The following is a 24,365-nucleotide window of genomic DNA, read 5'->3' on the forward strand; positions in this document are numbered from 1 at the left end:
GGACTTGCGGCGTGCCCCACGCCGGTACGCGTGCAAGCGCCGGCAGCAGACCGAAGTATTCGCGTGGAATCCTAGATGTCGTGCACAAGATTGACCGGTGTGCGGGGTCGGCAGGTAGCGCGGCGCCGCATCCGGCGGCGGGACACGCCGTAAATCCATCCGTGGGGGCGGTGGCGGCATCCATGCCGCTCCACGGTCCCGCTCCCGGACGCGGCACCGCGCTCCCAAGATTGCCACCGCTGATCGGCAAGCAATGCCTTCAGGCACACGTGCAAGCGCCCGAAGCAGAGCGAGGCATCGCCTAACCGCAGGTATCGAGCGGCCTTACTCCTGCCGGCCCGGATCCACCGAGATCAAGCGGGTGACATCCAGCAATGCGGCCGGCAGATGCATGCCGCCAGGCGCCACCAGATAGCGCGGGCGCCAGGTCGGGGCGAACTTCGACTTGAAGCGACGCAGCCCGCTAAACCCGTAGAAGCGTTCGCCATGGCGTGCCACCAGGCTGGCGAAGCGGTTCCAGCGGCCGGCCAGGCGATGCTCGGCCAACCCGGACAATGGCGCCATGCCCAGCGAGAAGCGCTTGTAGCCGTTGGCCTGGCCCCACAGGAACAGCTCGATGAACAGGAAGTCCATCGTGCCCTTGGGGGCTTCGGCGCTGTGCCGCATCAGGTCCACCGACAGCTCGCCGCCGGCCGGCGCCCACCACACGTTGGCGAAGGCCACGATCCGGCCTTCCGCCTCGGCCATCGCCACCGGAAAACGGCGCAGGTAGTCGGCATCGAAGCTGCCCAGCGAAAAGCCCTTTTCTTCGCCGGCCTTTTCGTCCAGCCACTGCTCGGACACCTCGGCCAGGCGCGGCAACACCGCATCCACCTGGTCGGGCTGCAGCATGCGGAAGGTCAGGCCACTGCGCTTGCCGCGGTTCCAGGCCTGGCGCAGATCGGCGCGGTCACGGCCCTCCAGGGTGAAGTTCTCCAGCGGCACGATCGCCTCTTCGCCCAGCTTGACCAGGGTCATGCCCATGTCCAGGTAGCTCTGCCAGTATTTCTCGCCCACCTGATAGAACACCGGACGCAGGCCCATGTGGTCGGCCTCCTCGCGGAAACGCCAGATCAGTGCGCGCGCCACTTCGGGCGGGCCCACCGGGTCGCCCATCGAAATCAGCGACCCGCCATAGCGCTGCATCATCACGAAACCGCGGTTGCCCTCATCGAACAGGAACGCCTTGTCGCCGGTCAACGCCAGGCAGGCCTGGGTGTCGGTGCTGGTCTCCAGGATCGGCGCCAGCGCCTGCAGGGCCTGCGCATCGGCCGGCGGCATCGGCCGGCGCCCGCCGCGCAGCAACCGCGCCATGCCGAACATGATCACGCCCACGCACAGGATCAGCGCCGCGCGCAGCGCACGCGGTGCATTGGCCGAGGTGGCGAACTCCCACCACAGATCGTTGCTGTATTCGACGTGGCTGTAGACGAAGAACAGCAGCCAGAACGTGGCCACCAGCACCAGGCCCAGGTTGCTCAGCCAGCGCCAGGACCAGGCTTCGTCCAGCAGCGCGCCCTGGCGGTAGAACTCGCGGCGCGCCGCCCATAGCGCCAGCGCGGCCAGTGCGGCCGACAGCGACACCGAGATATGGCTGCCGCGCAGCAAGGCCAGCGGCGGCACCAGCACGCACACGCCCAGCGCCAGCATCCAGGCCGCGTGACTGCGGCGCTGCAGGCCCTGGCCGATCAGCAGCAGCATCATGCCGCCCAGGCTGACCAGCAGATGCGAGGTTTCGATCAGCGGCAATGGCGCCACTTCCTGGCGCGCGCGCGGGGTGGGCAGGGTGCCGTCGATCATCAGCGCCGCGCCCACCGCAAACACCGCCAGGGCCAGGATCTGCGGCAACCACGGGCGCAGCGCCTTCCACACTGTGCGTGCAGTACTGGCACTGGCGCGTACCGGTGCGCCCAGCCCCGAGGCGGCGGCCATGGCCACCGAAATCAGCAGCGGCACGATGTAGTAGGTGACGCGATACGCCAGCGCCGCGGCCAACACGGCGGCAGGCGTTACATGCGGCAGCAGCTTGAGCAGGCTCCACTCGAACACGCCCAGCCCGGCCGGCACGGTGGAGATCAGGCCGGCGACCACCGCCACCAGCCAGATACCGATGAAGCCGAAGTAGCCGGTGCCCGGGTCCGGCGGCAGCAGCACGTAGAACGCCGCAGCGGCCAGGCCCAGTTCGACCACGCTCAGGGCGGTCACGCCGAGCACGGTGGTGCGGTCGGGCAGCCAGAAGCGATGGCTGCGGATGCCGAATTCGCGGCCCTGTCTGCCCACCAGCACCAGCATGGCCACATACCCCACCAGCAAGGCGATGCCGGCGATGCGGATGGCGTCGGCGGTGATCGGCAAGGCGCGCGCGGCCGCTTCCGGTTCCAGCATCAGCGCCAGCCCGAGCAGGACCCAGGCGCCGAAGATGAAGCCCAGCGTGCTCATCAGTACCACCTGGCCGATCTCGGCCAGGGTCAGCCCGACGCTGCCATAGCCGCGCAGGCGCACGGCGCCGCCGGTGAGTGCGGCAAAGCCCAGGGTCTGGCCCACCGCGTGCGCCATGAAGGCGGTGATGCCCACCCGCGCCGGATGCAGCCGCTTGCCGGTGCGCTTGAGCCCCACCCAGTCAAAGCCCACCAGGCATGCGTAGCTGCTCAACCCCAGCAGCAGCGTCAGAGCGATCTGCCCCGCACCCAGCGCACGGAACGCCTGGCGGATCTGGCGATACCCATGGTCGGTGAACTGCGCCGACAGCGCATGCAGCGCCATCGCCAGGATGGCCAGGCTGATGATGACCGGCAGGGCGCGACGCCAACCGCTGGAAGGCGCTTCGGTAGACACGGGGGTATCCGTCATGAGGGCAACGGGATCTGCATAAGAGGGAAGGAAGACGCATGCACGAGATGTGCCGCGGGCGCGGTGGGTCTGCATGGGCCGGACGGTTGGAGAAGCATGCAGCGTGATCGCGTCAGTGCCGAAACAGGGTGAACGCACGGCGCGATCGGGCCGGCACCTGTCGGCACGGGCCGGCCGCGCGCATCATAGGCCAAAGGCACACGCAGGTGCCGCAGGGGACACAGATGCACTGCACCACAGTTGGAAGGCAGACAGGCTACTGATGGGCACTCCGGACCTTGGCGCGCCGGCAGCGCCCATGTCGGCGGCAACGTCGCTGCCGCCGCACTGGAGCGGCCAGGCCGGTGCGCTTGCCGCCGGCGCCGGCAGCGCCTTCATCGGCCTGGTGGTGCTGCTGCAATGGCTGCGCGACGACCTGTGGTGGATCGATGCGCAACTGAGCTCCTATCTGCATGGATCCTACGGCCTGCTGCTGCGCACCGCGTATTGCCTGCTGGCGGCGGCAATGGCGTGGCTGGCGGCGGGCGTTTACGCGGCACTGGCGCCGGTGGCACGCAGCCGCACGGTACTGGGCCTGTTCTGGTGTGCGGCGCTTGGCCTGTGCGCGGTGTCGATCGGCGACAGCTGGATGCCGCAGCTGGCGCCGGATGCGGCACCGATGGTGCACGTGCTGTCGGCGGACGCCACGTTCCTGTGCGTGATCGCTGCGGTCTTGCTGCAATCGTGGTATTTCCGCCGCGATCGGGCGTGGCGCGCGCATTTTGTCGGCGCATTCGCGTTGGGCTGGGCGGCGTTCGCGGCCTTGCTGTTCCATGTCACGGTCAGCGGCGCGCCGCTGGGCATCAGCCAAAAGATCGCCATCGTGCTGATCGTGGTCTGGATGGTGCGGGTCGGGCTGTGGCTGCGGCGCGTCGCGCGGGATGGGGCTGCACGCCTCGCGCATTCGCGGGACAATGGCCGGGTCCACCAACCGTAGGAAGTCAGAAATGCTGCAGCGATTCGATGCGGGTCCGCGTATGTCCGAGATGACCGTCCATGGCGGCGTGTGTTACCTGGCCGGCCAGATTGCCGAAGACACCAGCGAAGACATCACCGGGCAGACCCGCCAGGTGCTGGGCGAGATCGACAAGCTGCTGGCGCTGGCCGCCAGCGACAAGACCAAGATCCTGCGCGCCGAAATCTACCTGGCCGACATTGCCGACTTCGACGGCATGAACGCCGCCTGGGACGAGTGGGTGCCGCATGGCTTCACCCCGGCGCGTGCCACCGTCGAGGCCAGGTTGGCGCGGCCGGAATGGAAAGTGGAAATCGTGATCACCGCCGCGGCGGGCTGATCGCACGATTCGCCGCGGCGATCGAGCGGCTGCACGGGGCAAAGCGCCGCCCCGTGCACGGAAGTGCATGCACTGCGGTTCCGAGTGCGTGCCGCCTCCGATGCCTGCGACGCCAGCCATCACTGCACTGCCTGTCCCAACCGCCGCGGACGATCAGCGCTTGACGAAGCGGTAGTGCGCCACGCCCCATTCGCGGCCCTGGTCGTAGCCGAACAGTTCCGCGCAGGCCAGCCAGAACATGCGCCAGCGCTGCCACCACCGCTGCGCGTCGTCGCCATAGGTCTGGCGCAGCAACGGCATGATCTGGTCGCGGTGGCGGTCCTGGTTTTCCAGCCAGGCATTGGCGGTCTTTTCGTAATGCTCGCCCGACAGCACCCAGCGCTGTTCGATGACCACGTCCTGCTGAAAATGCAGCAGCGTATCGGCTGCCGGCATCAGCCCGCCGGTGAAGAAATGCCGCCCCATCCAGTTGTCTTCGCCGGCCACTTCGAACGGGTAGGCCAGATCGCGGTGGCAGAAGATATGCACGAACAACTTGCCGCCCGGCGCCAGCCAGCTGCCCACGCGTGCCAGCAGGTCGCGGTAATTGCGCATGTGCTCGAACATCTCCACCGAGACCACGCGGTCGAAGTTGCCGGGTGGCAGCGCCAGCGCGTTGACGTCGGCGGTGATCACCTGCACGTTGCCCAGGCCGCGGATGCGGCACTGCTCCAGGATATGCGCGCGCTGCGGGCGTGAGTTGGATACCGCCGTGATGGTGGCATTGGGGTAACGCTCGGCCATCCACAGGGTCAGCGAGCCCCAGCCGCAGCCCAGCTCCAGGATGCGCTGGCCGTCGGCCAGCTCGGCGCGCTCGCCGTACAGCGCCAGCATGCGTTCTTCGGCCGCATCCAGATCCGGCGTGCTCGCGTCCCAGTAGCAACTGCTGTACTTCAGCCGCTTGCCCAGGCACAGGGTGAAGAACTGCGGTGGCAATTCGTAGTGCTGGCGATTGGCCGCATCGGTTTCGATCGCGATGGCGCTGGCGCGCAGGCTGTCGATGAAGGCACGCTGGCGCTCGCCGTTGGCATCGGCATCGTTACCGCGCTCATCGCGCAGGCGCTGCGCACACAGACGGCGGATGCCGTAGCGCAATGCGGCGTCGGGCAGCACCCCCGATTCGGCCAGGCGGGTGGCAAAGGCTTCTTCGGGCAGCGAGGAGGGCGGGGCGGTGACGGTGGACATGCAACTCTCCAGGCAACTCAGGACGAAGGGGGAAGCGGGAAAAACGCACTGGTGGTGCGCTGGTAGTGCGCGTAGTCCTCGCCACGCGAGCGCAGTGCCTGCTGCTCGGTGTAGGGAATACCGGTGAAGCGATACAGGAACACGAACATCACCACCGGCCCGAGCGCGCACAGCGCCACCGGCCAGGGCCCGGCCCCGACCGCCAGCGCCAGATAGGCAAACCAGTGCACGAACTCGAAAAAATAATTGGGGTGGCGCGAGTAGCGCCACAGCCCCTTGCGGCAGGTGGTGCCGCGATTGGCCGGGTTGGCCTTGTGCGCCGACAGCTGCCGATCGGCCAGGGCCTCGCCACCCACGGCGATCAACCACACCACGATCGCGATACCGCTCCACACGCTCCAATGCGGCTCCGGATTGCTTGCTGCAGCCAGGAACGGCACCGCAAACAGCACCACCACCACCGCCTGCGCCAGGAAGAAGCCGAGAAACTTGGCCTGGTTGCCGTTCCAATGCTCACGCAATGCGCGGTAGCGGCCGTCTTCGTGCGGGTCGCCGAACACGCGCACACCCAGGTGCCAGGCCAGGCGCGCGCCCCAGACGCCGCCGAGCACCGCCACCAGCACGCGCGGCAACGGCGCGCCGTCGGCCATCCACGCGCAATAGGGCGCGGCCAGCGCCAGGCAGCCGGCCCACAACACATCCACCGGGCCGGCATTGCCGCTGCGGCGCTGCCACAGCCAGCCCAGCACCATCACCCCCGTGGCAAATAGCGCGACATGCAGCAGCGGCCAGGCAGTCATTGCAGTTCTCCGGTCGTGGTCTGCGGCAATGGTCGCGCCAGGCGCTGTGCATACAGCGACAACACGCCGCAGGCCAGGCCCCAGCCAACACTCAGCGCGAGCGTGGCATGCAGTTGCGGCGGCAACAGCTCCACCGCATGCCAGCTGCGTTGCGCCAGCCAGTACGACACCGGCCCGAACACCGCGCCGAGCAGCACCGCCAGCCATGTCCGCTGCATCACGCTGCGCAAGGAGTGGTTGAGCGTGAGCGCAAAGCCCAGCCACAACGCCAGGATCCACGGCGGCGCCAGCACGCTCCCGGGCCAGGGCGCGGCGTAACGCAGCCAGCCGCCGGCGGCCAGGGTGGTATCCAGCAACAGCCCCAGCGACAGGCCGGTGACCATCAACTGCACATCGCCTGCAGCGCGTCGCGACGGCCACAGCTGATAAAGGGCAAACAGCGCCAGCACCAGCAGCGTGGGCCACACCCGCGCATGCGCGGCGGCGCTGACGGCTACCAGCCACAGCACCTGCAGGCCGAGATAGTTGCCGAGTTGCTTCATGCGCCCGCAAGGCCTGGCACGAACTGCGGTGGACGTGCGCCGGGCTTGCTCAGCCACAGGTGCACGTCGCCGATCGAGCGCTCCAGAAAGCCGGCCTCGCAATAGGCCAGATAGAACTCCCACATGCGGATGAAGCGCTCGTCGTAGCCCAGCGCACGCACTTGCGGCAGTTGCCCCATGAAACGCTGCCGCCAGGCGCGCAAGGTCAGCGCATAGCTGGGGCCGATGTCTTCCAGGTTGAACAGCCGCAGGTCGCTGGCGCGTGCGATGGCTCCGGTCATCGCCGCCACCGACGGGATGAAGCTGCCGGGGAAGATGTGGCGCTTGATGAAGTCCACCGAATGCAACGCCTGCTTGTAGCGATGATCTTCGATGGTGATGGCCTGGATCAGCGCTTCGCCGTCGTCGGCCAGCAGGCTGCCGACCTTGGCGAAATAAGTGTCCAGATACTGGTGGCCGATCGCCTCGATCATCTCGATCGAAACCACGCGGTCGAAGCGGCCTTGCAGGTCGCGGTAGTCGCTCAGCAACACGGTGACCCGGTCGCCCAGGCCGGCATCGGCGATGCGTTGCGTGGCCAGGTCGAACTGCTCGCGCGAAATGGTGGTGGTGGTGACGCGACAGCCGTGCTCGCGCGCGGCATGCAGGGCAAAACCGCCCCAGCCGGTGCCGATCTCCACCACGTGATGCTGCGGACCCAGGCGCAGTTTCTGGCAGATGCGTTCGAGCTTACGGGTGGCGGCGCGTTCCAGGGCCGCCTCGCCCTGCGCTTCTTCGCCATCGACGAAGATCGCCGAGGAGTACATCAGGTTCTCATCCAGGAACAGCTTGAACAGCGGGTTGCCCAGGTCGTAATGCGCGGCGATGTTGCGGCGGCTGCCGCTGCGGGTGTTGCGGGCCAGCGCGTGCAGGCTGCGCATCGCCCAGCCACCGATGCGTGCGGTGCCGGTTTCCATTGCATCGAGCCGCGCGCGGTTGCGCAGCAGCAGGCGCATCAGCGCGACCAGGTCGTCGCACTGCCACTGGCCATCCATGTACGACTCGCCGGCGCCCACGCTGCCGTTGAGCGCAGCCTGGCGATAGAAGCCGGGGTCGATGACGCGCAACTGCATCTGCAGCGCCTGCGCGCCGCTAGCGTTGCCGAGCGTGGTGACGCCGTCGGCCTCGTGCAGGTGCAGTTGCCCGTCGCGCAGCTCGCCGAGTGTGGCCAGCAGGCGCTTGCGCAACAGGCGGTCCGTCCAGGAGGCCGCGCGCGGCGCAGCGGTATCGGGCAGGGACGTGGCGTTCATCGGGGATCTCGCACAGGCGGATGGGGATGGTCGTGGACCGGGTTGCCGCGCAGCCACAGGCGCAGTGCCTGCCAGTGGATGGCGACCACCACCTGCACGGTCATCAGGGGATAAGCGAACAAGGTGCGCGCCAGGGTGCGCGCAGTCAGGGGCTGGCGTTGCAGCACCAAGGTGGCATCGAAGCGACGCACCGGGCTGTTGTCGATGGCGCCTGAGGCATCGTCGTCGAGCGCATCCAGCACGTCCATGTGCACACGCAGCTGCGCATCCGGCACGCTGAAGCGCCAGTCGTAGCGATGCTGCATGCCCATGAACGGCGACACGTGGAAGCGCTTGTCGAAGCGCCATGCGTGCACATCGCGATGGGTACGCGCCTGTGCGACGGGCAGCACGTAGGTGTGCCGTTGTTGCCACGGCGTGTTGGTGATCTCCGCCACGATCCAGCGCAGTGCATCGTGGCGATCGAAGCAGTAATAGAAGCTCACCGGGTTGAACACATGCCCGAAGTAACGCAGATGCGTCAGCAGGCGGATCGCGCCCTCCGGGCGCTCGCCGGTGTGCGCGTGCACGCACGCACGCACCGCCTCGTCCAGCGGAATCTGCGGGTCGCCGAGATAATCGCTGCGGCGAAATTGCGCCAGATTGGCCCGGCCCACCGACCACAGCCAGCGGTGCGCAAACACCTGATCCAGCTCGGACAGGTCCAGGTACATCAGGAACAGGCGATAGCGGAAATCCAGCGGCTTGGGCACGAAGCGCCGATGCCGCACCCATCCGGTATAGACCGCGCTGCGCAGTGTGCCTGCCATGCTGGCGGAGCCGCTGTCCTCACCGGGAGGCAGCGGCACGGCCCCCTGGCCGGCTTCGCGCAGCAACTGCATCACCAGCTCACTCCCAGCGCGTGCGCCACGTCCGCGCCGCTGCGCAGGCCGTCTTCATGGAAGCCGAAGCCCCATGCGGCGCCGGCAAACCAGGTGTGCTGCACGCCCTGGATCTCGGCCTTGCGGCCCTGTGCCGCGAGTGCGGCCGCGTTCTGCACCGGGTGGCGATAGCGCATGCGTCGCAGCACCTTGTCCGGGTCGATGTCGTGATCGCGATTGAGGCTGACGATGAACGGCTGCGGCGATTCGATCGACTGCAGCGCGTTCATCCAGTAACTCACCGTGCAGGGTGCCTGCGGGTCGGCCGGTACGTGCGCATTCCACGCCGCCCAGGCACGCCGGTCGCGCGGCAGCACGCGGGCATCGGTGTGCAGCACGGTGTCGTTGTCCTGGTAGGTGATTCCGCCCAGGATCTGTAGCTCGGCATCGGTCGCGTCGCTGAGCAATGCCAGCGCATCGTCGGCGTGGCAGGCCAGGACCACTTCATCGAAGTGTTCCTGGCCGCGCGAGGACGTCACCACCACGCCATCGGGCGCGCGCCGGATCGCGTGCACCGGCGTGGAGAGCCGCTCCAGCACCTGCCAGCGCCGACGCAGCGCACGCACATAGCTGTTGGAGCCGCCGCGCACCACCTGCCATTGCGGCCGGCCGCTGATCTGCAGCATGTGATGGTTGGCCATGAAGCCGATCAGCTGGCCCATCGGAAATTCAAGGATGGTCTGCGACGGCGAGGACCACAGCGCCGATGCCATCGGCACCAGGTGCTGGTCGCGGAACGCTGCCGAGTAGCCATGCCGCTGCAGATACGCTCCCAGGGTGCTGAAGCGTTCCTCGCTGTGCAGTACCGCCGGTGCCTGGCGGTAGAACCGGCGCAGGTCGGCCAGCATGCCCCAGAAGCGCGGGCTGAGCAGGTTGCGGCGCTGGCAGAACAGCCCGTCCAGCGTGCCGGCGTTGTATTCCAGCCCGCTGCCGGCATCGTGCACCGAAAAACTCATCGTGGTCGGCTGGGCGGCCACGTCCAGTTCGGCAAACAGGCGGGTGAGCAACGGGTAGTGCTGCGGGTTGAACACGATGAAGCCGCTGTCCACCGCATAGCGCTGACCGTCCAGCTGGAGGTCATGCGTATGCGTGTGACCGCCCAGGTAATCCGCCGCCTCGAACAAGGTGACTTCGTAGCGACGCGACAACAGCCACGCGGCGCCCAGGCCGGCAATCCCGCTGCCGACCACGGCAATCTGGCCCTCGCTCATCGCGACACCCGCTGCGCGCGGCGGGTGAGCATGGCCGGCATCGGCTTGAGATCCCACACCAGCCCGACCCACGACATCGCCTTGAGGCCGTACCAGGTCATGTCGTACTCCCACCAGCGCATGCCTTGCCGCGCCGAGCCGGGGAAGAAATGGTGATTGTTGTGCCAACCTTCGCCGAAGGTGATCAGCGCCAGCAGCCAGTTGTTGCGGCTGTCGTCGCGGGTGTCGAAGCGGCGGCTGCCGAAGCGGTGCGCCAGCGAGTTGATGGTGAACGTTGCATGGAACAGCGCCACGGTGGAAATGGCGAACCCCCACACCAGCAGCTGCGGCCCGGTGGTCTGCAGCGCCGGCGCCGCATCGGCCAGCCAGTCGCCAAGCAGGTACAGCCCCAGCGCCAGCAGCACCGGCATCACGATGTCGAAGCGGTCGAGAAAGCGCAGCTCGGCAAACCGGCGCAGATCCGGGATCACCTCCCAGTCGGTGCGGAAATTGCGCGGGGTCAGGAACCAGCCGGTATGGCTCCACCAGAAGCCATGCTGGGCCGGCGAATGCGGGTCGCGGCCGGTGTCGGTATGCCGATGATGGTTGCGGTGATGCGCCGCCCACCACAGCGGCCCGCGCTGCACGCAGGTGGCGCCGATGGCCGCAAACACGAACTGCAGCACGCGCGAGGTCTTGAACGCGCGATGCGAGAAATAGCGGTGATAGAACCCGGTAAGGGCGAACATGCGCAGCGCATACAGCGCCAACGCCGTGCCGACCGCAAACCACGACGCGCCCACCCAGAACACCGCCAGGCAGGCCACATGCAGCGCAATGAAGGGCAGGGCACGCAGCCAGTCGATCCGGTCGGCGCGCGCCTCGTCCAGCGGCTCATCGGTTTGCGAATCCACCCAGCGGCGCAGGCTGCCGACACGGGACGCAACCCAGCCACGGCGCTGCGTGGATGGCGGCTGGGGCGGTGCAGCGCGAGGGTCGAGTTCAGTACTCGGCACGCATGAATCTCCATCGATAGTCGTGACCCTCTACGGAAACGGCCGGCCAATAGATGCACCAGCCCGCTTGATCGTCGCATGCATGGATGAGGCCCGGTTGGCTGCGCCAGGCAATCGCGCAACGCGCACACCAATGTGTGCGCCCAGTATCACCGACGCGGATGAGGCTGCTTGTGAAAGACGCTGCGCAGACGGGGACGCATGCCAAGCAGATCGGCCCGCCATACGCAGGCCGGACGGCCCCCTGTCGACGGGAGCCGGCGCAGGCCAATGCACTGCGAAGACGGGTGGCACCCACCTGCTGCGCACCGTCATGCGACGCGCAGCAGGTGGGTGCCACGATGGATCAGGGCGCCATTGCCAGCGTGCTGATGCCGCCCTTGGCGACCACGGTGCCGGTGGCCACGCCACCCGGCGCACCGCCCGGCGGCTCCAGCGTCACGGCCAGGATCGCCTCGTTGCTCAGCATGGGCATCAGCTGATCGGGAATCTGCGCGCGACGTGCGCGCTGGTCGTCGAAGGTGCCCATCGAATGCGCCTTGCCGTCGGGAGTGATCAGCCACAGCTCCGGCACCTTGTCGGCGGTGGCGGTGCGATCCAGTGGCGTCACGGTGATGGTGTGCTTGTCGGCATCCATCAGCGCCACATACCCCGGCCGGCCGTCCTCGGTGGCGAGGGTGGACGTCATGGCGATGCCGGTGGCCGGCGGCGGCGTGACTGCAGGCGGGGTGACCGGCGTCTGCACGACAGGGCCCGAGGTGGGTGGCGGCACCGGTGCCTGCGGCGTGCGCAAGGTCAGCAGTGCGAGCACGCAGACGGCCGCAGTGGCAACGCCACCGGCGCTGGCCCAGCGCCAGAACCGCACGTTGTTCCACAACGGCGCGACCGGCGCGGTGGTCATGGCCGGCGTTGCCGAAGGCACGGCACGTAGCGGGGTGTCGAAGCCCAGGCTCCGGCGCACCTGCGCCCAGACCTGGTCGGGGGGCGTCACCGCGGCGATTTCTTCCAGCAGTGGCGCCAGATGCGCCTGCCACTGCAGCACCGCCTGCGCGAATTGACCGTCGGTGGCAATGCGCTGTTCGGCTGCCAGGCGCTCTTCGGCGCTCAGCAGACCCAGTACGTATTCGCCGGCAAGCACGTCGCGCGGCGGTTCCTGGTCGATGGGAAAGGGCGTGCTCATCGTTCCAGACATGCCTTGAGTTTGGCCAGGCCGCGGCGGATCCAGCTCTTGACCGTGCCGATCGGTGTATCGGTGCGCGCGGCGAGTTCTTCGTAGGTGATGCCTTCGAAGAACGCGGTGCGGATCAATTCGCTGCGTGGCGGCTCGAGCTCGGCCAGGCAGTGGTCGATGCGCCGCCGCGTGCTGGCACGCTCGGTGCGCTCCAGCGGCGAGACATCGCCATCGCGCAGTTCACCTGCATCGTCCAGCGCCACGTTGCGGCGCTGCGGCGCGTTGGCGCGCAGGTGATCGATCGCCTTGTTGCGCGCGATCATCGCCAGCCAGGTCAGCCCGCGCGCACGGCTGGGGTCGAACTGGCCGGCCTTGTGCCAGATCAGCGTGAACACGTCCTGCAGCACCTCTTCGGCTTCGGCACGTTGCGGGATCATGCGCAGGCAGACCCCGAACAGTTTGGGCGAGGTCTGCCGGTACAGCGCTTCGAAGGCATGCCGGTCGCCGCCCGCGGTTGCGGTCAGCAGGCGTCCGGTTTCATCGTCGTCGTGGCCAGGAATGGCACTCATGCGGTCGGGCGTTGGGTAAGGTGGGGGCGATGCTACCGGACTGGGCAGGCGCTGTCTGTCACTTGCGCAGCCAGAGCAGCACGGCAGCGAGCAGCAGCAGGATCTCCACGCCGGCAAGCGCCACGGTAGGCGCGGAGACCGGCCACAGGCGCGCCAGCGAGACGCTGCGGAACAGCACGATGGGGACGTAGAAGGCCAGTGCGACCACCAGGCCGGTGCGTGGCTGGTCGATCCAGGCGAAATAGCCGAACAGGAACGCCATGCCCAGCTGCAGGCCGCCATAGATGACCAGATATTCCGACTGGCCGGCCGGCGACAGCTGCGTGTAGCCGACCGCGTTTGCGGTCTTGGTCGGGGAAAGCGTGCACCAGATCGCCAGGACGACGTAGAGCACTGCGTTGATCCAGAGATAGGCTTTTGCCATGACGGTGGTCCTGTACGAGGAATGGGTGCCCGGGCCGTTGTACGCAACGGCGTGTGGTCGGGCGTGAAGATGTGGCGCGTGTGGCTCACGGCGCCTCGCAGCTGCGGGCCAGCGCCTGCTCGCGCGCCTGGCGCAGCTCGTCATCGGTGCTGGCACGCGCAGCGGTGTCCGGGAAAACGATGCGCACCCGCGGGTAACGCCCCTGTGCATCGCGCAGGTTGCCGACGCCGCGGAATTCGAGCAGCCGTTTGTTGGCGATGGAATAGCGCACCTCCAGCGACGGCACCGCCGCGCCGTACCACGCATCGAGCGAAATGCGCAAACGCCGCTGGCCGCCGCTGTCGCCGATGCGTTCGACCTTGAACGCCAGCTGCCGCTGCAGGCTGGGCAAAACGAAGTCCACGCGCTGCGGGGCGCCGGCGAGTGCGTCCCAGTAGGTGCGCAGATACGCATCGAAGCCGGCATCGATCACGCGCTCGTCTTCGCCGGCCGGCAGTGGCGTGTGGCGTTCGGGCTTGCCGGGCTGCTGCTGGAACATTTCGCGCACGCCATCGCGCCGACGCACGCCTTCGCGATAGCCGTCGCGTCCATCGAGCAGGCTGAAGTCGGGCGCGGTGCCGCCGCCTTCGACCTGCTTGCGCGCAAAGGGTTGCCCGTTCGGGCAGCGATACAACACCAACCGGCCGCCGTCGTCGAGCAGCCAGTGCGATTCGCGATACCGCAGTGCGCCGTTGTCGGCATCGAAGGCATCGCCATCCACGCGCGTGACCGCTGCGGCCGACAGCGGTGCACTGCCCAGCACCAGCAGCAGCAACGGCGGGATCGGCCGGCAGTGTCTGGCCAGCGCGGCAACGGCAGCAGCAAATGGACGCATCGGTGGAATCCTCGATGGGAGTGCCTAGCAATACGGGCGCGGCCGCAGCACGGATGCGCCGGCGGGGTCAGGACGTTCCTGACTGCGTGTAGGACTGGGCCACCGGTCCGGCGCCGCGCCGGGTCGCGCGGCTGGGAGCGCGCAGGGCCAGTACCGGTGCGCAGGCCGATGCCTAGCCGGCGGCGTGCAGCACGATGCAATCCACCGGGCATGCCGGCAGACACAGCTCGCAACCGGTGCACAGCGGTGCGATCACCGTGTGCATGTGCTTGGCACCGCCGACGATGGCATCCACCGGGCAGGCCTGGATGCACTTGGTGCAGCCGATGCAATCGGCTTCCACGATCCAGGCCACTTGCGGCGGTTTGTGCGCGCCGCGGCTGCGATCGAAGGGGCGTGCCGGCACATCCAGCACCCGGGCCAGCGCACGTGCGCCGGCATCGCCGCCGGGCGGGCAATGGTCCACGCCGGCGCGCCCATCGGCCATGGCCTGCGCGTACGGGCGGCAGCCGTCGTAGCCGCACTGGCCGCACTGGGTCTGCGGCAGCAGGCGGTCGAGGCGTTCGACCAGATCGGGCGCAGGTGTGATCATTGCCGCATCAGTGCAGCGGATGGCCGCGAAACCAGCGCTGTTGCGCCAGTGCGAGCATGGGTTTGTCTTCGCGGCTGTCGCCATAGGCATGCACGCACGCATAGTGCGACAGATCGTAGCGCGCGCGGATCTGCGCGGCCTTGTACGGCCCGCAATCGCCCTCGGCATAGCGCCCGCTGAGGCGGCCGCCGTGGTGCTCCAGCCGGTTGCAGATCAGCGACAGCCCGTGTTGCGCGCACCACGGTTGCAGGTACAGATCCAGCGATGCCGACACCAGCACCACTTCGTGCCCCTGCGCCTGATGCCAGTCGATACGCTGCATCATCTCGGCACGCAACACGCCCGGGAGTGCGGTGCGCGCGTAATCGGCGCCATGCGCGACCATCTCGTCCAGCGCGCGGCCACTGAACACCAGGCGCGTCACGCGGGCGCGCAGGGCCGCTGCAGACACAATGCCCATGCGATAGCCAAGCACCCAGGGACCGACCTGCCACTTTGCCGCTGCCACCTGCGCCGGCGCCGCCACCTTGCGCAGAAAGCGCGCGTAGGTGTCGCAGGTGGTGATGGTGTGGTCGAAATCGAACAGGGCCAGGTGCATGGGGGGCTGGGATTTGGGATTGGGGATTCGTGGGAGTTGGGGCGAGAGTCGGTTCGGCAGCGAGAGTCGGTAGCGAGAGTCGGGGAGGGCGCCGTATTTCTCGGGCCAATCCGTTTTCCCTTCTCCCGGTGGGAGAAGGTGCCCCGCAGGGGCGGATGAGGGTACGGGCGAAGCCACGTGCAGTCTGGCAAGACGTCAGGGCTTCGCACCGTACCCTCACCCCAACCGCTCTCCCGGCGGGAGAGGGGCTTTCAACCCGGGACGTGTGGAGACGGGTTCGGCACTCGCCGTTGAAATCTCTCAGTGGTCAGATCCTGGAGATTCACCGGCATGTCTCGCAGACCAAATCAGGTGTCGCTTCTACGAATCCCCAATCTCCAATTCCCAATCCCGCTTCACCGCACCGGCATACCCGGCTGCGCGCCATCATCGGCATCCAGCAGCGCCAGTGCGCCGCCGTCGAAGCCGGCCGACAGGATCATGCCTTCGCTGATGCCGAAGCGCATCTTGCGTGGGGCCAGGTTGGCGATGAACACCACGCTGCGGCCGACCAGCGTTTCCGGTTCGCCGTAGCTGCCGCGGATGCCCGAGAAGATCTGGCGCTTGCCCAGCTCGCCGGCATCCAGTTCGAAGCGCAGCAGCTTGTCCGAGCCTTCCACGAATTCGCAGACCAGCACCTTGCCGATGCGCAGGTCGAGCTTGGCGAAATCGTCGATACCGATGAGGCCGGGATTGGGGATTGGGGATTCGGGATTCGCAGCGGCGGGCTTTGCGTCGGCCTTGGTTGATGCCGGCTTGGCGGTTGCAGCGGGTACAGCAGGTGCGGCGAGGGTGTCTTTGGAAGCGTCGGTCATGGCGTCGATCAGTTTGGGGTCGATACGGGTGAACAGGGCGGTGTAGGGCTGGATCGTATGCGCCGTCAGCGGGCGCTCGACGTCTTCCCAGCTGGTCATCGGCGCAGACAGAAACGCTTCGGCTTCGGCGCAGGTGCGCGGCAGGATCGGCTTGAGCGCAGCCACCAGGATGCGGAACAGGTTCAGGCCCTGCGTGCACACCGACTGCAACTGCGCATCCGCACCGTCCTGCTTGGCAATGACCCACGGCTTGGTGTCGTCGATGTACTTGTTGGCCTCGTCGGCCAACGCCATGGTCTGGCGGATTGCGCTGGCCGCATCGTTGCGTTCGTAGGCCTCGCGAATCGGTGCCAACGCCGCGACGAAACGTTCGTATTGCGCGGCATCGGGCAGCGCCTCGGCCAGCTTGCCGTCGAAGCGCTTGCCGATGAAGCCGGCGCAGCGGCTGGCCAGATTGACGAACTTGCCGACCAGGTCCGCATTCACCCGCGCGATGAAATCGCCCAGGTTGAGATCCAGGTCGTCCACCCCGCCGGAGGATTTGGCCGCGAAGTAATAACGCAGCGCCTCCGGCTCCAGGCCGACATCCAGGAACGTCCGCGCCATCACGAAGGTGCCGCGCGACTTGGACATCTTGGCGCCGTCCACGGTGAGATAGCCGTTGACGTGCAGGCGCGTGGGCGCGCGGTGGCCGGTGCCGTGCAGCACCGCCGGCCAGAACAGGCCGTGGAAATTGACGATGTCCTTGCCGATGAAGTGATGCAGCTCGGTCTGCGTGCCGGCCACCAGATGCGATTCGAAGTCTTCGCCCATCTGCGCGCACAGCGTCTTGAAGCTGCACAGATACCCGATCGGCGCATCCAGCCACACGTAGAAATACTTGCCCGGCTGGCCGGGGATCTGGAAGCCGAAATACGGCGCATCGCGCGAGATGTCCCAGGCGCGCAGGCCGCCTTCGGTGTCCAGCCATTCCTTGAGCTTGGCCTTGACGCCGGGCAGTGCCACGTCGCCGGCCAGCCACTCCCGCAGGAAGCCGTCAAAATGGCCCACTTCGAAGAAGAAATGCTCCGAATCACGCAGCTCCGGCGTGGCGCCGGAAATCACCGACTTGGGCTCTTTCAGCTCGGTCGGCGCATAGGTGGCGCCGCAGACTTCGCAGTTGTCGCCATACTGGTCGGCGCTGCCGCAATTGGGGCAGATGCCCTTGATGTAGCGGTCCGGCAGGAACATGCCCTTGGCCGGGTCGTAGAACTGCGCCACCGAGCGGCGGCTGATATGGCCGGCGGCCTCGAGCCTGGTGTAGAAGGCCTCGGTCAGCTCGCGATTGACCGGCGAATTGGTCGAGTCGTAATGGTCGAAGGTCACCCCAAACGCGGCGAAATCGCGCTCATGGCTGGCCTGGACGCTGGCGATGAAGGCTTCCGGGGTCACCCCGGCCTTCTCGGCGGCCAGCATGATCGGCGTGCCATGGGTGTCGTCGGCGCAGACGAACCAGGTCTTGTCGCCGCGCAGGCGGCGCGCGCGCACCCAGATATCGGCCTGGATATAGCCGACCAGATGGCCAAGATGCAGCGGGCCGTTGGCATACGGCAGGGCAGTGGTGACGAGTGCGGTGCGGGTCATGGCAGGCGTAATGCGGGGGACACGCGATTATCGCACTAGTCGGGAATGGAGATTCGGGAATCGGGAGTCGGGAATCGGGAATCGGGAATCGGGAATCGGGAAAGGTAGGATCAGGTCGCCAGTTCTGTTGAGGCGTGAAGCGTTCGGGGAGAAGTTCCTGATTGGGTATGGGGGACGGGCTTCGTTTTGGGCAACCGGTTGCTCATCGACGGAGTGCCTTGAGAGGCAATGGTCGCCTGCCACATCGCGCCGCACAGATCGACGAGCACAAAAAAAGGCGCCCCGAAGGGCGCCCGCTTTTACGATTCCCGATTCCCGATTCCCGATTCCCGATTCCCGGCTACTCACGCACCCAGGTCTGCGTGCGGCCCAGCGCTTCGATGCCCACATAGCCGCGCATCTGCAGCTTCTTGCCGCCTTCGGTCAGGGTGATCTTGGCCTTGTAGGTCTTGCCCTTGGCCGGATCGAGCACCGAACCGCCGTCCCACACGGCGGTGCCGTCGGCCTTGAGGCCCCACAGGATGGTCATGCCCTTGATCGGCTTGCCCTTGCGCTCGCCCTCGCACTTGTCGCAAAGCGGGTTCGGGCCCTTGGCCGACTGCAGGATCTCGACGACTTTGCCGCTGAGGGTGCCGTTGGCGGCCTGTTCGATCTGCACCACCGACTTGGGCTTGCCGGTTTCATCGTCGATGGTCTTCCAGCGACCGACCGGCGAGTCGGAGGCCTGGGCCAGCAGCGAGGCGGCGGCCAGCGGCAGGGCCACCAGCAGGGTCTTGAAGGTCTTGCGCATATGTCCCCTCCCAGGGATTGCTAGGGCCGCCGTCGGCGGCCTGATCGCGAATGTATACCGTGGAGTATGGTGTGGGAAAGACGCCCCGGAAGATGCGTTCATGCGCGGCCGCTGCACGGTGCGCCACTGCCCCGGCGTTCCGAACCACGCGCGCGCGACTATGGCGATGCCGCAGCCACGCCACGTTGCTGCGTCCATCACGGCCTGCTGCACCCGGCAGGTCAGTTGGCCAGCAGACTGATCCGTTTGCGGTTGTCGTCCGGCACCCGGTCGATCAGCTTGTTGTCGGGGTCGAACCCGGCTTCGATGGGCAGGGCGTCGACGGTCAAGGTGAAGCTGGGCGTTGCGCTGGTGATGTGCTGGCGTTGCAGCGCCAGCAGTGGCGCCGTAGCGTTCTTGCCAGAGGGCAGGCCGTAGATCGCCACTTCGATCCAGTCGTCCATCGGCACCGCATGTTCCTTGCCGCGGCCATCTGCCTGCATCTTGGCCGCCTGCGCCTGCACGGTCACATCGAAGCGTCCATCCGGGCGCTTGCGGGCCTGCGCGCTCACCACGCGGTTGTCGTAGAAGGTGATCCTTTCGAACAGGTCGGTGATCATTGCCTGCTGATCGGGGCGTGCCTCGGCACGAATGGCCTGCAGCAGCTCGGCGGAGGTGGTGTAAGGCGGCTGCTGAAATGCCTTGGCCTGCAAAAAACGCTGCAATGCGCGATTGAGCGCCTGCTCGCCGATTTCCTCACGCAGGCGATAGAACACCAGCGAACCCTTGCGGTAGTGGATGTACTGCTGGTTTTCCACCCGATACAACGGCAGCTCATCGATCGTTTCGCCGCTGCGTCCTTCCAGGTAACGGTCCAGCTCGTACTTGAGGAAGCGGCGCATGTGCGCGCGGCCGTATTCGCGCTCCATTACCATCAGCGCCGAGTACTGCGCCAGTGATTCGGACAGCATCGTGGCGCCTTGCACATTCGCACCGATCACCTGATGCGCCCACCATTGGTGCGCCACTTCATGCGCGGTGACGTAGAACACGTAGTCGATGTCGTTCTTGTCGCGCAGGTCGGCGATGAAGCCAATCGATTCGGAATAAGGAATGGTGTTGGCGAACGACTGCGCAAACCCCGCATAACCCGGGAACTCGATGATGCGCACCTGATGGTGCTGGTAAGGGGTGAAATTGGCTTCGTAATAGGCCAGCGACTTCTGCACGCCTTCGATCATGCGTTGCACGTTGTATGGGTGCTTGGGGTCGTAATAGATCTCGATTGGAATCTTCTTGTAGTAGGCCTTGCGCACCTGCCAGCGCGCCGACAGGTACGCATAGAAGTTGAGCATCGGGCGATCCATCACGTAGCGGAAGCAACGCCTGCCAGCCTGCTGGAACTCCTTCTGCAGATAGCCTGGCGCCAGTGCGATCTGATCCGGGGCAGTGCAGATGGTGCTGGCGAACTGCAGCCAGTCAGCATCGTTGCTGACATACGTGTTGGCGCGGGCAGCCTGGTCTTCCAGCTTGGGCATGCGCGTCGGTTCGCCCAGGCCACGCTTGCGGCGGTCGTTGCGGTCGGTGATCTCGGTTTGCGTGTTGTAGCCGAACCAGGGCAACGACCTGCTGTTGAAGAAAGTGCCGTTGGCGACCAGATCGGTCTGTGCCTGCGCGGCGGTAAGGCCATGCGGGTGCTGGTCCACGCGGAAGCGGAACATGCGCTCTTCGCCAGGTTGCAGCGGGTGCTGCAATCGATAGATGCGGTAGCCGGCCGGAATGTCATGTGTGATCAGCGTCTGCCCGCCCAGATCCACTGTCACCAGGCTACGGTCGCCGCTGCGGCCCTGCATGCCGACGTGCACCTCGCTGATCGGTACGCTGTGGGTATTGCGCACCGTCCAGGTGGCATCGATCACGGCCGACTGCGTTTCCGGATGCAGGTCGATGTGGTTGTCCACGGCGATGATGCGCGGCTGCGGCAGGTCTTTGTACTTACGGTATTCGCGCTCGTAACGTGCTTGCAGGTCCAGCTCTTGTTCCGGAGACAGGAAGCTGTTGTAGACGTTGGTGTTCCAGTACAGCCAGCCGCCGATTGCTGCAAAGCCGAGCAGGCTGATCGCCAGTGCCGCGCCGGTGGGGCCGCGCAGGCGCCGCAGCGCCACGCACGCACGTTGGCGCAGGCCATGGCCGATGCCACGCGGCCAGAACGCCGAGGACAGCAGCAACAGGGCCAGCAGGAACACGCCCCAATACGCCTGGAACCACAGCTGCCCGGGCAGGAAGTGGCCGAAGCCGTTCATGTCCGAATACGGTGCGTTGGGCCAGCTTCCGAAGTTGTACAGGTTCTGCGTGTAGTCGAGCAGCGACAATACCGATTGCCCGATCAACACCAGCATCAGCAATGCGTAGCCGACGAACTTGTTGTTGCTCAACACCTGTAGCACCAGGGCCATGCCACCCATCAGGACATACAGCACCGAGCCGAGCGCCAGGGTCTTGAGATACAGCAATGGCTCGATCGTGGTGTAGCCACGGCCGAGTTGCAGCACGATCGAGGTCAACGCGCCAGCGAACTGGAAGCTGGCGATCACGGCCAGCAAGGCGACGAACTTGCCGAGCAGCGGAACCCAATCCGGCACCGGCATGGCATCGGTGATGCCGTCGATGCGGTTGCAGCGTTCCTTCCACACCAGTTCGCCGGCATAGAACAGCACCACGATGATCAGCAGGAAGCTGTAGCTGTTCTGCAGTGCTTGCAGCATCAGCGAAGTGACCGGCAACACGGCGGTGCCGTAAAGGCGCGCATTGAACAACGCGGTCGGGATGAAGTTGGCCAGGCCCATCATGAGCAGCACCACGAACGGTGCGCTGCGCAGCACGCCCAGCGTATCGAAACGGATCTGGCGCAGCAGCTGCCGGAAGGCGGTGGTGGCCGCGAAGGCGGGCGTCACGGTGAGGCCGGTGGCGATCACGCGCACGCTGGCTGTTTGCGCGCTGGAAGATGCCGCAGGCGTCGTGCCGCGGCGACCACGCGTGTCGCTACGTTCGGTGCGGAACAGTGCGAAGGTCGCAGCGAACAGCAGCCCGCTCATGCCCAGCCACAGCGCGCGATTTGCGAGCAGGTAGCCGGCCAACGGAGGCAACTGCAGGTTGCGTTGTTCGGCCGACCAGTAGCGCAGCGTTTGCGATAGTGCGCGGATGCCGAGTGGGTCGGACAGGGTTGCAACCCAGACGTTGTCCAGATCGGCCAGCAGTGCACGGCTCACGCCATACAGCACGAAAAACACGATGACGCCGATGTAGACCCACAGGATGCTGCGCGTGGTGACCGCCAGCAGCGACAGCAGCGCGGTGGTCAACAGCAGGTTGGGCAGCACCAGCACCAGCAGCGACCACAGGTACGGCAGTAGCGAGACCGGCCCCAGCCGCGCCGGGTCGATCCAGGGCATGAATTGCGCTACGAACATGCCCAGCGCGATCACCAGATACATCACCGTGCCGGCGATCAGCGCCGCGCCGATGCGGCCGCACAGGTAATCGCGGCGACGCACCGGCGTGGAAAACACCAGCTCTGCGGTGCCCAGTTCGAAATCACGCAACAACGCATTGCTGACGAACAGCGCAGCCACCAGCAGGCCGAGCAGGCTGAAAATCGCCAGCACGCTGGCGATCACGGTCGGCGCGTTGCGCAGCACATTGCCGATGCCGCCACCGATCTGCACCGCATCGCTGACCAGCGCGGCAAAGGCCAGCAACGCGTACAGCGCGGCCAGCAGCCACAGGAAGGGCGAGCGCAGTTGTTCGCGCAGTTCGAAGCGCAGGAAGGCCAGGATCATGGCCGCGCTCCGTCAGGCAGCCAACGCGTGCTTGCGCAGGCGCTGGAAATAGACATCCTCAAGATCGGGAGCGACCTGTTCGAAACCTGGTTCCGGGCAGTCCGCACTGAACACGTGGATGACCGGATGGCCGGCGATCAGGCGCGTGGACAACACGGTGAAGCGTGCTTCGTAGTCGGGCAGGGTGCTCTTGCTGACCTGCTTGCGCCAGACCTGTTGCTTGAGCATGTCGATGGCGTCGGACGGCCGTCCTGTCAGCAACACCTGGCCCTTGTTCATGATGGCCATCGTCGGGCACAGGTCGGTGACGTCTTCGACGATGTGGGTGGACAGGATCACCACCACGTTCTCGCCGATTTCGGCCAGCAGATTCAAAAAGCGGTTGCGCTCTTCCGGATCCAGCCCCGCGGTGGGCTCGTCGACGATGACCAACTGCGGGTTGCCCAACAGCGCCTGCGCAATACCGAAGCGCTGGCGCATGCCGCCAGAGTAGGTGCCTAGCTTGCGCTTGCGCGCATCCCACAGATTGACCTGCTGCAACAGGCGCTCGACCACCTCCTTACGCTGTGCACGGTTGGTCAGCCCTTTCAGCACCGCGAAATGATCGAGCAAGTCCAGCGCGCTGACTTTCGGGTACACGCCGAAATCCTGCGGCAGATAGCCCAGCCGGCGCCGCAATAGGTCTTTTTGCTTGAGTACGTCGATACTGCTGCCGTCGGCGCCGGTCAGCGTCACGCTGCCCGAATCCGGCTCCTGCAGGGTGGCGAGCGTGCGCATCAGCGAGGACTTGCCGGCGCCGTTGGGGCCGAGCAACCCGAACATGCCGGGGGGAATGTCGAGCGTGACACCTTGCAGCGCATGCACGCCATTGGCGTAGGTCTTGGACAACGCGCGTATCTGCAGCATGGACGGTTCCTTTGCCCTGGGTACTGACGATCTTCACGGCGTTGCCGCATTGCCGCATGCGCCGGAAGTCATGCCACATTGACGCGCAGATTCAGGGGGTGTGACCGTACCCTGCAACCGGGCTGCGAGGTCCGCAGGTTCTAATCGACCTCGTACAACTCCAGCGGCAACGCATCCGGGTCGGCGAAGAAGGTGAAGCGGCGGCCGGTGTATTCGTCGATGCGGATGTCCTCGGTGGCCACGCCGTGCGCGTTGAGATGCGCGACCGCGCTGTCCAGATCTACGACGCGAAACGCCAGGTGGCGCAGCCCTTGTGCTTCCGGGCGGCTGGGGCGTGCCGGGGCAGCGGGGAACGAGAACAGCTCGATCTGCCCGCCATCAGGCAGCGCCAGATCCAGCTTCCACGAATCGCGCGCCTGCCGGTAATGCTCGTCGAGCACGCGCAGGCCCAGGATCCCGCAGTAGAACTGTTTGGAGCGCGCGTAGTCGCCAGCAATGATGGCCACATGGTGGATGCCGGCGAGCATCATGCCGCGCTCCGACGCATTGACGTTGACCAGCCGGGCAGTGCCGGCACGCTTGGCGGCGCCGGGCATGCAGATGGCAGGCGTGTGCCCGCGATGCAGGACGCAGCAGCGTCATCGCACGCAGGGGGCTGTGACATTCGCAGCGTTGTGGGCAAGCCCACAGCAAGCAGGCAGTGCGCGGATGTTTGCGCAGATGGAAGGTAATGGCGCGGCATGTCAGAGGACCAGCAGAAACCAGTCGGCAGCATAACCGCCCGAACGTTAGCCGCAGGCCCTGTTTCGCCGCTCGCCTGCGCATGGCTGTGGCCGTCTGCGTCCGTTGGGCAGGTTGGCCGATCGACAGCGGGCGGAAGTGATGCAGTGCGCCTGACGCAGCGCTTCGCGCGTGCACATCGGGGACCACCGCACGGCTGAC

Annotated in this window: 21 protein-coding genes; 2 read left to right on the top strand and 19 right to left on the bottom strand. The window is 66.5% G+C overall.

Features of this window, described 5'->3' with window-relative positions:
* Positions 1–324: 324 nt before the first annotated feature.
* On the bottom strand, positions 325–2,889 hold the full coding sequence (gene mprF / locus RZV17_RS06905; protein ID WP_355608180.1) for a bifunctional lysylphosphatidylglycerol flippase/synthetase MprF: 2,565 nt from the start codon (positions 2,887–2,889) through the stop codon (positions 325–327).
* Between the two features lie 298 nt (positions 2,890–3,187).
* On the opposite strand from mprF, the gene RZV17_RS06910 reads away from it, so the two are divergent.
* Both RZV17_RS06910 and RZV17_RS06915 read left to right on the top strand, forming a co-directional pair.
* Positions 3,188–3,865, top strand: a complete 678-nt coding sequence (locus RZV17_RS06910; RefSeq protein WP_355608183.1) for a DUF998 domain-containing protein — start codon at positions 3,188–3,190, stop codon at positions 3,863–3,865.
* A 10-nt stretch (positions 3,866–3,875) separates the two neighbouring features.
* Positions 3,876–4,223 (top strand): RidA family protein, encoded by a 348-nt coding sequence (locus RZV17_RS06915; RefSeq protein WP_039412318.1) that lies wholly within the window; start codon positions 3,876–3,878, stop codon positions 4,221–4,223.
* Between the two features lie 153 nt (positions 4,224–4,376).
* On the opposite strand, the gene RZV17_RS06920 is transcribed toward RZV17_RS06915, so the two are convergent.
* The 18 genes from RZV17_RS06920 to RZV17_RS07005 form a co-directional block, all read right to left on the bottom strand.
* A complete protein-coding gene (locus RZV17_RS06920; protein WP_166743317.1) occupies positions 4,377–5,447 on the bottom strand; it encodes a cyclopropane-fatty-acyl-phospholipid synthase family protein in 1,071 nt (356 codons plus the stop codon).
* Positions 5,448–5,464: 17 nt separating this feature from the next.
* On the bottom strand, positions 5,465–6,247 hold the full coding sequence (locus RZV17_RS06925; RefSeq protein ID WP_166750600.1) for a DUF1295 domain-containing protein: 783 nt from the start codon (positions 6,245–6,247) through the stop codon (positions 5,465–5,467).
* Positions 6,244–6,789 carry a DUF2878 domain-containing protein gene (locus RZV17_RS06930; protein WP_355608186.1) on the bottom strand — a complete coding sequence of 182 codons (546 nt, stop codon included), beginning with the start codon at positions 6,787–6,789 and terminating at the stop codon, positions 6,244–6,246. Before RZV17_RS06930 ends, RZV17_RS06925 begins: the two co-directional genes overlap by 4 nt.
* Positions 6,786–8,078, bottom strand: coding sequence for a class I SAM-dependent methyltransferase (locus RZV17_RS06935; protein WP_355608189.1), 1,293 nt, complete (start codon positions 8,076–8,078; stop codon positions 6,786–6,788). The genes RZV17_RS06930 and RZV17_RS06935 overlap by 4 nt, the downstream gene beginning before the upstream one ends.
* Positions 8,075–8,959: a DUF1365 domain-containing protein gene (locus RZV17_RS06940; protein ID WP_355609229.1), complete on the bottom strand. Its 885-nt coding sequence runs from the start codon at positions 8,957–8,959 to the stop codon at positions 8,075–8,077. The genes RZV17_RS06935 and RZV17_RS06940 overlap by 4 nt, the downstream gene beginning before the upstream one ends.
* Positions 8,959–10,209, bottom strand: a complete 1,251-nt coding sequence (locus tag RZV17_RS06945; protein WP_355608192.1) for an FAD-dependent oxidoreductase — start codon at positions 10,207–10,209, stop codon at positions 8,959–8,961. The genes RZV17_RS06940 and RZV17_RS06945 overlap by 1 nt, the downstream gene beginning before the upstream one ends.
* A complete protein-coding gene (locus RZV17_RS06950; RefSeq protein WP_166778154.1) occupies positions 10,206–11,204 on the bottom strand; it encodes an acyl-CoA desaturase in 999 nt (332 codons plus the stop codon). The genes RZV17_RS06945 and RZV17_RS06950 overlap by 4 nt, the downstream gene beginning before the upstream one ends.
* 346 nt (positions 11,205–11,550) lie before the next feature.
* A complete protein-coding gene (locus RZV17_RS06955) occupies positions 11,551–12,384 on the bottom strand; it encodes an anti-sigma factor domain-containing protein (protein ID WP_184374047.1) in 834 nt (277 codons plus the stop codon).
* Positions 12,381–12,944: a sigma-70 family RNA polymerase sigma factor gene (locus RZV17_RS06960; protein ID WP_039412353.1), complete on the bottom strand. Its 564-nt coding sequence runs from the start codon at positions 12,942–12,944 to the stop codon at positions 12,381–12,383. The genes RZV17_RS06955 and RZV17_RS06960 overlap by 4 nt, the downstream gene beginning before the upstream one ends.
* 58 nt (positions 12,945–13,002) lie before the next feature.
* Positions 13,003–13,368 (bottom strand): DUF4345 family protein, encoded by a 366-nt coding sequence (locus tag RZV17_RS06965; RefSeq protein WP_166751363.1) that lies wholly within the window; start codon positions 13,366–13,368, stop codon positions 13,003–13,005.
* An 85-nt stretch (positions 13,369–13,453) separates the two neighbouring features.
* Positions 13,454–14,242 (bottom strand): hypothetical protein, encoded by a 789-nt coding sequence (locus tag RZV17_RS06970; protein ID WP_184374048.1) that lies wholly within the window; start codon positions 14,240–14,242, stop codon positions 13,454–13,456.
* A 172-nt stretch (positions 14,243–14,414) separates the two neighbouring features.
* A complete protein-coding gene (rnfB, locus tag RZV17_RS06975) occupies positions 14,415–14,834 on the bottom strand; it encodes an Rnf electron transport complex subunit RnfB (RefSeq protein WP_081422320.1) in 420 nt (139 codons plus the stop codon).
* 7 nt (positions 14,835–14,841) lie between these two features.
* Positions 14,842–15,432 carry an HAD family hydrolase gene (locus RZV17_RS06980; RefSeq protein WP_047693667.1) on the bottom strand — a complete coding sequence of 197 codons (591 nt, stop codon included), beginning with the start codon at positions 15,430–15,432 and terminating at the stop codon, positions 14,842–14,844.
* 395 nt (positions 15,433–15,827) lie between these two features.
* Positions 15,828–17,909, bottom strand: a complete 2,082-nt coding sequence (gene metG / locus RZV17_RS06985) for a methionine--tRNA ligase (protein ID WP_355608197.1) — start codon at positions 17,907–17,909, stop codon at positions 15,828–15,830.
* 340 nt (positions 17,910–18,249) lie between these two features.
* A complete protein-coding gene (locus RZV17_RS06990) occupies positions 18,250–18,699 on the bottom strand; it encodes a DUF2147 domain-containing protein (protein WP_047693663.1) in 450 nt (149 codons plus the stop codon).
* 221 nt (positions 18,700–18,920) lie between these two features.
* Positions 18,921–22,517, bottom strand: coding sequence for a M1 family aminopeptidase (locus tag RZV17_RS06995; RefSeq protein ID WP_355608201.1), 3,597 nt, complete (start codon positions 22,515–22,517; stop codon positions 18,921–18,923).
* Positions 22,518–22,529: 12 nt separating this feature from the next.
* On the bottom strand, positions 22,530–23,423 hold the full coding sequence (locus RZV17_RS07000) for an ABC transporter ATP-binding protein (RefSeq protein WP_355608204.1): 894 nt from the start codon (positions 23,421–23,423) through the stop codon (positions 22,530–22,532).
* A gap of 140 nt (positions 23,424–23,563) precedes the next feature.
* Entirely contained in the window at positions 23,564–23,953 is a 390-nt protein-coding gene (locus RZV17_RS07005) for a VOC family protein (RefSeq protein WP_355609232.1), read from the bottom strand.
* Positions 23,954–24,365: the final 412 nt, after the last annotated feature.

The organism is Xanthomonas cannabis (assembly GCF_040616535.1).
Classification (GTDB): Bacteria; Pseudomonadota; Gammaproteobacteria; order Xanthomonadales; family Xanthomonadaceae; genus Xanthomonas; species Xanthomonas cannabis.

Coding starts and splice junctions, on each gene's coding strand:
- mprF (WP_355608180.1), bottom strand. CDS start 2,889: ATGACGGATACCCCCGTGTCTACCGAAGCGCCTTCCAGCGGTTGGCGT.
- RZV17_RS06910 (WP_355608183.1), top strand. CDS start 3,188: ATGTCGGCGGCAACGTCGCTGCCGCCGCACTGGAGCGGCCAGGCCGGT.
- RZV17_RS06915 (WP_039412318.1), top strand. CDS start 3,876: ATGCTGCAGCGATTCGATGCGGGTCCGCGTATGTCCGAGATGACCGTC.
- RZV17_RS06920 (WP_166743317.1), bottom strand. CDS start 5,447: ATGTCCACCGTCACCGCCCCGCCCTCCTCGCTGCCCGAAGAAGCCTTT.
- RZV17_RS06925 (WP_166750600.1), bottom strand. CDS start 6,247: ATGACTGCCTGGCCGCTGCTGCATGTCGCGCTATTTGCCACGGGGGTG.
- RZV17_RS06930 (WP_355608186.1), bottom strand. CDS start 6,789: ATGAAGCAACTCGGCAACTATCTCGGCCTGCAGGTGCTGTGGCTGGTA.
- RZV17_RS06935 (WP_355608189.1), bottom strand. CDS start 8,078: ATGAACGCCACGTCCCTGCCCGATACCGCTGCGCCGCGCGCGGCCTCC.
- RZV17_RS06940 (WP_355609229.1), bottom strand. CDS start 8,959: ATGCAGTTGCTGCGCGAAGCCGGCCAGGGGGCCGTGCCGCTGCCTCCC.
- RZV17_RS06945 (WP_355608192.1), bottom strand. CDS start 10,209: ATGAGCGAGGGCCAGATTGCCGTGGTCGGCAGCGGGATTGCCGGCCTG.
- RZV17_RS06955 (WP_184374047.1), bottom strand. CDS start 12,384: ATGAGCACGCCCTTTCCCATCGACCAGGAACCGCCGCGCGACGTGCTT.
- RZV17_RS06960 (WP_039412353.1), bottom strand. CDS start 12,944: ATGAGTGCCATTCCTGGCCACGACGACGATGAAACCGGACGCCTGCTG.
- RZV17_RS06965 (WP_166751363.1), bottom strand. CDS start 13,368: ATGGCAAAAGCCTATCTCTGGATCAACGCAGTGCTCTACGTCGTCCTG.
- RZV17_RS06970 (WP_184374048.1), bottom strand. CDS start 14,242: ATGCGTCCATTTGCTGCTGCCGTTGCCGCGCTGGCCAGACACTGCCGG.
- rnfB (WP_081422320.1), bottom strand. CDS start 14,834: ATGATCACACCTGCGCCCGATCTGGTCGAACGCCTCGACCGCCTGCTG.
- RZV17_RS06980 (WP_047693667.1), bottom strand. CDS start 15,432: ATGCACCTGGCCCTGTTCGATTTCGACCACACCATCACCACCTGCGAC.
- metG (WP_355608197.1), bottom strand. CDS start 17,909: ATGACCCGCACCGCACTCGTCACCACTGCCCTGCCGTATGCCAACGGC.
- RZV17_RS06990 (WP_047693663.1), bottom strand. CDS start 18,699: ATGCGCAAGACCTTCAAGACCCTGCTGGTGGCCCTGCCGCTGGCCGCC.
- RZV17_RS06995 (WP_355608201.1), bottom strand. CDS start 22,517: ATGATCCTGGCCTTCCTGCGCTTCGAACTGCGCGAACAACTGCGCTCG.
- RZV17_RS07000 (WP_355608204.1), bottom strand. CDS start 23,423: ATGCTGCAGATACGCGCGTTGTCCAAGACCTACGCCAATGGCGTGCAT.
- RZV17_RS07005 (WP_355609232.1), bottom strand. CDS start 23,953: ATGATGCTCGCCGGCATCCACCATGTGGCCATCATTGCTGGCGACTAC.